The organism is Rhizobium sp. GCM10022189, assembly GCF_042656325.1.
Classification (GTDB): domain Bacteria; phylum Pseudomonadota; class Alphaproteobacteria; order Rhizobiales; family Rhizobiaceae; genus Rhizobium.
Genome location: NZ_JBHSOR010000043.1, coordinates 1 through 715 on the forward strand (window position 1 = coordinate 1; position 715 = coordinate 715).

At 59.9% G+C, this 715-nt stretch carries 1 pseudogene; it reads left to right on the forward strand.

Features of this window, described 5'->3' with window-relative positions:
- Positions 1–55 precede the first annotated feature (55 nt).
- Positions 56–715 (forward strand): annotated as a pseudogene (locus ACFPWW_RS18140) (IS5 family transposase); the annotation flags it as partial.

Sequence of the window (715 nt, forward strand, 5' to 3'; positions counted from 1 at the left end):
CAAATCAGTTGCTGAGTGATTCATAGGCTGCCGTGATGATCACGGAGACCTGTGGATGGCGGCGAAGCGGTATGAACTGAGCGACGGACAGTGGGAGAAGATCGCCTCGTTGCTTCCGGGTAAGGTTGGTGATCCCGGTCGAACCGGTGCGGACAACCGTATTTTTATCAATGGTTGCCTCTGGGTGTTGCGCTCAGGCGCGCACTGGCGTGACTTGCCCGAGCGCTATGGCAAGTGGAAGACGGTGCACAAGCGCTTCAGTCGCTGGTGCCATGCCGGTGTCTGGGAGCGTGTCTTCGAGACGCTGACGGCCGATCGCAACAACCAATACCTGATGATCGACAGCACGATCGTTCGTGCCCATCAGCAGGCGGCCTCCGGAAAAGGGGGGCCAAGGATCAGGCGCTGGGGCGTTCCCGAGGTGGACTGACCACCAAGATTCACATGCTGGCCGATGCGTTGGGCCGACCGCTGCGGTTCATCATAACGGCGGGCCAGGTCGGCGACATCACACAGGCACCTGCACTTCTGGATGGGCAAGCCGCCGAGGCCGTTCTGGCCGACAAAGCCTATGACAGCAACGCCTTGCGCGCGATCATCGCGACCATGGGAGCCGAAGCGGTCATCCCGTCAAATCGAACGCGAAAGATCATCATCGACCATGATGAAGCGATCTACATAAACCGCAACCGCATCGAGCGCTGCTTCGGCTGCA